The organism is Pseudomonas putida (assembly GCF_004357765.1).
Lineage (GTDB): Bacteria > Pseudomonadota > Gammaproteobacteria > Pseudomonadales > Pseudomonadaceae > Aquipseudomonas > Aquipseudomonas putida_U.
In genome coordinates this window covers 1-5,603 of sequence record NZ_SMTE01000029.1, presented here as the reverse complement: position 1 = coordinate 5,603, position 5,603 = coordinate 1, and the positions used below count along the sequence as shown (strand labels likewise).

At 51.3% G+C, this 5,603-nt stretch carries 2 tRNA genes and 3 rRNA genes; all 5 read right to left on the bottom strand.

What is annotated here, in order from left to right:
* Positions 1 to 68 (bottom strand): 5S ribosomal RNA (gene rrf, locus E2H86_RS25430); the annotation flags it as partial.
* Positions 69 to 197: 129 nt separating this feature from the next.
* A 23S ribosomal RNA gene (locus tag E2H86_RS25425) occupies positions 198 to 3,089 on the bottom strand.
* Between the two features lie 248 nt (positions 3,090 to 3,337).
* Positions 3,338 to 3,413: transfer RNA gene (locus E2H86_RS25420), tRNA-Ala, on the bottom strand.
* A 7-nt stretch (positions 3,414 to 3,420) separates the two neighbouring features.
* A tRNA-Ile gene (locus E2H86_RS25415) sits at positions 3,421 to 3,497 on the bottom strand.
* A 79-nt stretch (positions 3,498 to 3,576) separates the two neighbouring features.
* Positions 3,577 to 5,113 (bottom strand): 16S ribosomal RNA (locus E2H86_RS25410).
* Positions 5,114 to 5,603 lie beyond the last annotated feature (490 nt).

Below are 5,603 nucleotides of genomic sequence, written 5' to 3'. Positions count from 1 at the left end.
GCGATGCATCGTTTCACTGCTGAGTTCGGGATGGGATCAGGTGGTTCCAATGCTCTATGGTCGTCAAGAAATTCTGTTGCCAGAATGTCCAGATGGACAGCCCAGCGAATTCGGATATGTGAATTTGTGGTCTTACGAATTTTCGGTTCTTTCGTCTTCACCACCACAATCTGCTCGGCAGATTGCTTGGGTGTTATATGGTCAAGCCTCACGGGCAATTAGTATTGGTTAGCTCAACGCCTCACAGCGCTTACACACCCAACCTATCAACGTCGTAGTCTTCGACGGCCCTTTAGGGGATTCAAGATCCCAGTGAGATCTCATCTTGAGGCAAGTTTCCCGCTTAGATGCTTTCAGCGGTTATCTCTTCCGAACATAGCTACCCGGCAATGCCACTGGCGTGACAACCGGAACACCAGAGGTTCGTCCACTCCGGTCCTCTCGTACTAGGAGCAGCCCCTCTCAAATCTCAAACGTCCACGGCAGATAGGGACCGAACTGTCTCACGACGTTCTAAACCCAGCTCGCGTACCACTTTAAATGGCGAACAGCCATACCCTTGGGACCGGCTTCAGCCCCAGGATGTGATGAGCCGACATCGAGGTGCCAAACACCGCCGTCGATATGAACTCTTGGGCGGTATCAGCCTGTTATCCCCGGAGTACCTTTTATCCGTTGAGCGATGGCCCTTCCATACAGAACCACCGGATCACTAAGACCTACTTTCGTACCTGCTCGACGTGTTTGTCTCGCAGTCAAGCGCGCTTTTGCCTTTATACTCTGCGACCGATTTCCGACCGGTCTGAGCGCACCTTCGTACTCCTCCGTTACTCTTTGGGAGGAGACCGCCCCAGTCAAACTACCCACCATACACTGTCCTCGATCCGGATAACGGACCTGAGTTAGAACCTCAAAGTTGCCAGGGTGGTATTTCAAGGATGGCTCCATGAGAACTGGCGTCCCCACTTCAAAGCCTCCCACCTATCCTACACAAGCAAATTCAAAGTCCAGTGCAAAGCTATAGTAAAGGTTCACGGGGTCTTTCCGTCTAGCCGCGGATACACTGCATCTTCACAGCGATTTCAATTTCACTGAGTCTCGGGTGGAGACAGCGCCGCCATCGTTACGCCATTCGTGCAGGTCGGAACTTACCCGACAAGGAATTTCGCTACCTTAGGACCGTTATAGTTACGGCCGCCGTTTACCGGGGCTTCGATCAAGAGCTTCGCTTGCGCTAACCCCATCAATTAACCTTCCGGCACCGGGCAGGCGTCACACCCTATACGTCCACTTTCGTGTTTGCAGAGTGCTGTGTTTTTAATAAACAGTCGCAGCGGCCTGGTATCTTCGACCGACATGGGCTTACGGAGCAAGTCCTTCACCCTCGCCGGCGCACCTTCTCCCGAAGTTACGGTGCCATTTTGCCTAGTTCCTTCACCCGAGTTCTCTCAAGCGCCTTGGTATTCTCTACCCGACCACCTGTGTCGGTTTGGGGTACGGTTCCCAGTTATCTGAAGCTTAGGAGCTTTTCTTGGAAGCATGGCATCAACCACTTCGTCGCCTAAAGGCAACTCGTCATCAGCTCTCGGCCTTGAGATCCCGGATTTGCCTAAGATCTCAGCCTACCACCTTAAACTTGGACAACCAACGCCAAGCTGGCCTAGCCTTCTCCGTCCCTCCATCGCAATAACTGGAAGTACAGGAATATTAACCTGTTTTCCATCGACTACGCTTTTCAGCCTCGCCTTAGGGACCGACTAACCCTGCGTCGATTAACGTTGCGCAGGAAACCTTGGTCTTTCGGCGTGGGAGTTTTTCACTCCCATTGTCGTTACTCATGTCAGCATTCGCACTTCTGATACCTCCAGCAAGCTTCTCAACTCACCTTCACAGGCTTACAGAACGCTCCTCTACCGCATCATCAAAGATGATACCCGTAGCTTCGGTGCATGGTTTGAGCCCCGTTACATCTTCCGCGCAGGCCGACTCGACTAGTGAGCTATTACGCTTTCTTTAAAGGATGGCTGCTTCTAAGCCAACCTCCTAGCTGTCTAAGCCTTCCCACATCGTTTCCCACTTAACCATGACTTTGGGACCTTAGCTGACGGTCTGGGTTGTTTCCCTTTTCACGACGGACGTTAGCACCCGCCGTGTGTCTCCCATGCTCGGCACTTCCAGGTATTCGGAGTTTGCATCGGTTTGGTAAGTCGGGATGACCCCCTAGCCGAAACAGTGCTCTACCCCCTGGAGTGATACATGAGGCGCTACCTAAATAGCTTTCGAGGAGAACCAGCTATCTCCGAGCTTGATTAGCCTTTCACTCCGATCCACAGGTCATCCGCTAACTTTTCAACGGTAGTCGGTTCGGTCCTCCAGTCAGTGTTACCTAACCTTCAACCTGCCCATGGATAGATCGCCCGGTTTCGGGTCTATACCCAGCGACTAAACGCCCTATTAAGACTCGCTTTCGCTACGCCTCCCCTATTCGGTTAAGCTCGCCACTGAATATAAGTCGCTGACCCATTATACAAAAGGTACGCAGTCACCTAACAAAGTAGGCTCCCACTGCTTGTACGCATACGGTTTCAGGTTCTATTTCACTCCCCTCTCCGGGGTTCTTTTCGCCTTTCCCTCACGGTACTGGTTCACTATCGGTCAGTCAGTAGTATTTAGCCTTGGAGGATGGTCCCCCCATATTCAGACAAAGTTTCTCGTGCTCCGTCCTACTCGATTTCATTGATAAGAGATTTTCGTGTACGGGGCTATCACCCACTATGGCCGCACTTTCCAGAGCGTTCCACTAATCTCAAACCAACTTAAGGGCTGGTCCCCGTTCGCTCGCCACTACTAAGGGAATCTCGGTTGATTTCTATTCCTCAGGGTACTTAGATGTTTCAGTTCCCCTGGTTCGCCTCTTGCACCTATGTATTCAGTACAAGATACTCAGCTTATGCTGAGTGGGTTCCCCCATTCAGAGATCTCTGGATCACAGTCTGTTTGCCGACTCCCCAAAGCTTATCGCAGGCTACCACGTCTTTCATCGCCTCTGACTGCCAAGGCATCCACCGTATGCGCTTCTTCACTTGACCATATAACCCCAAGCAATCTGGTTATACTGTGAAGACGACATTCGCCGAAAATTCGCATGTTGCGCTTTCGCGCAGAACTCACAAATTTTACCTTAGCCTGATCACCACCAGTGAAAGTGGTCATCAGTCTATCTATCACATATCCGAATTTTTAAAGAACGATCTGACAAAAGTCAGAAATCAACATTCATCACCGAATGTTCATTTCTAAGTTCTGATCAAGTTCAACACTTCACAACAGCAGAAAGTGGTGGAGCCAAGCGGGATCGAACCGCTGACCTCCTGCGTGCAAGGCAGGCGCTCTCCCAGCTGAGCTATGGCCCCGCATATTTGGTAGGTCTGGGCAGATTTGAACTGCCGACCTCACCCTTATCAGGGGTGCGCTCTAACCAACTGAGCTACAGACCTATATAGGGTCTTGATCGTCTTCAACTTCTTGAATCAAGCAATTCGTGTGGGAGCTCATCAGCAGGCTGATGTCGTCGATTAAGGAGGTGATCCAGCCGCAGGTTCCCCTACGGCTACCTTGTTACGACTTCACCCCAGTCATGAATCACACCGTGGTAACCGTCCTCCCGAAGGTTAGACTAGCTACTTCTGGTGCAACCCACTCCCATGGTGTGACGGGCGGTGTGTACAAGGCCCGGGAACGTATTCACCGCGACATTCTGATTCGCGATTACTAGCGATTCCGACTTCACGCAGTCGAGTTGCAGACTGCGATCCGGACTACGATCGGTTTTGTGAGATTAGCTCCACCTCGCGGCTTGGCAACCCTCTGTACCGACCATTGTAGCACGTGTGTAGCCCAGGCCGTAAGGGCCATGATGACTTGACGTCATCCCCACCTTCCTCCGGTTTGTCACCGGCAGTCTCCTTAGAGTGCCCACCATAACGTGCTGGTAACTAAGGACAAGGGTTGCGCTCGTTACGGGACTTAACCCAACATCTCACGACACGAGCTGACGACAGCCATGCAGCACCTGTGTCAGAGTTCCCGAAGGCACCAATCCATCTCTGGAAAGTTCTCTGCATGTCAAGGCCTGGTAAGGTTCTTCGCGTTGCTTCGAATTAAACCACATGCTCCACCGCTTGTGCGGGCCCCCGTCAATTCATTTGAGTTTTAACCTTGCGGCCGTACTCCCCAGGCGGTCAACTTAATGCGTTAGCTGCGCCACTAAAATCTCAAGGATTCCAACGGCTAGTTGACATCGTTTACGGCGTGGACTACCAGGGTATCTAATCCTGTTTGCTCCCCACGCTTTCGCACCTCAGTGTCAGTATCAGTCCAGGTGGTCGCCTTCGCCACTGGTGTTCCTTCCTATATCTACGCATTTCACCGCTACACAGGAAATTCCACCACCCTCTACCGTACTCTAGCTTGCCAGTTTTGGATGCAGTTCCCAGGTTGAGCCCGGGGCTTTCACATCCAACTTAACAAACCACCTACGCGCGCTTTACGCCCAGTAATTCCGATTAACGCTTGCACCCTCTGTATTACCGCGGCTGCTGGCACAGAGTTAGCCGGTGCTTATTCTGTCGGTAACGTCAAAACAGCAAGGTATTAGCTTACTGCCCTTCCTCCCAACTTAAAGTGCTTTACAATCCGAAGACCTTCTTCACACACGCGGCATGGCTGGATCAGGCTTTCGCCCATTGTCCAATATTCCCCACTGCTGCCTCCCGTAGGAGTCTGGACCGTGTCTCAGTTCCAGTGTGACTGATCATCCTCTCAGACCAGTTACGGATCGTCGCCTTGGTGAGCCATTACCCCACCAACTAGCTAATCCGACCTAGGCTCATCTGATAGCGCAAGGCCCGAAGGTCCCCTGCTTTCTCCCGTAGGACGTATGCGGTATTAGCGTTCCTTTCGAAACGTTGTCCCCCACTACCAGGCAGATTCCTAGGCATTACTCACCCGTCCGCCGCTGAATCAAGGAGCAAGCTCCCGTCATCCGCTCGACTTGCATGTGTTAGGCCTGCCGCCAGCGTTCAATCTGAGCCATGATCAAACTCTTCAGTTCAATACTGCTTGGGTTTTTAAGAAACCCTAAACTTGGCTCAGCAATCTCAAATGACTATGTGATTTCTCGCATGGTCACTTGTGATGCTGATAATCTTTGTGACTATCAGTCCGTACTCACAAGCACCCACACGAATTGCTTGATTCAATTTGTTAAAGAGCGTTTGGTTAAGAGCGTTTCGTCTCAACCGAGGCGCGCATTCTACGCTTTCCTCATTTCGTGTCAAGCGTTTATTTTGAAGTTTTTTCCGAGAAACTCGTTTAGCTTCAAACACTTGACTCGCTGCGATCTCTCGTAGCGGGAGGCGAATAATACAGCGTTTAAAACCGCTGTCAACTGCCTATTTTCACCGCTGCGATCGTGAGACCGAAGCACTTCCAATACTACCTGGAACTTGCAACTCATTGAATCTCAAGGAGTTTTTCGTTCCGACTGCGTTGGAAGTGGTGCGCATTATAAGGGGATTCGAAACGGCGTCAACACCTATTTT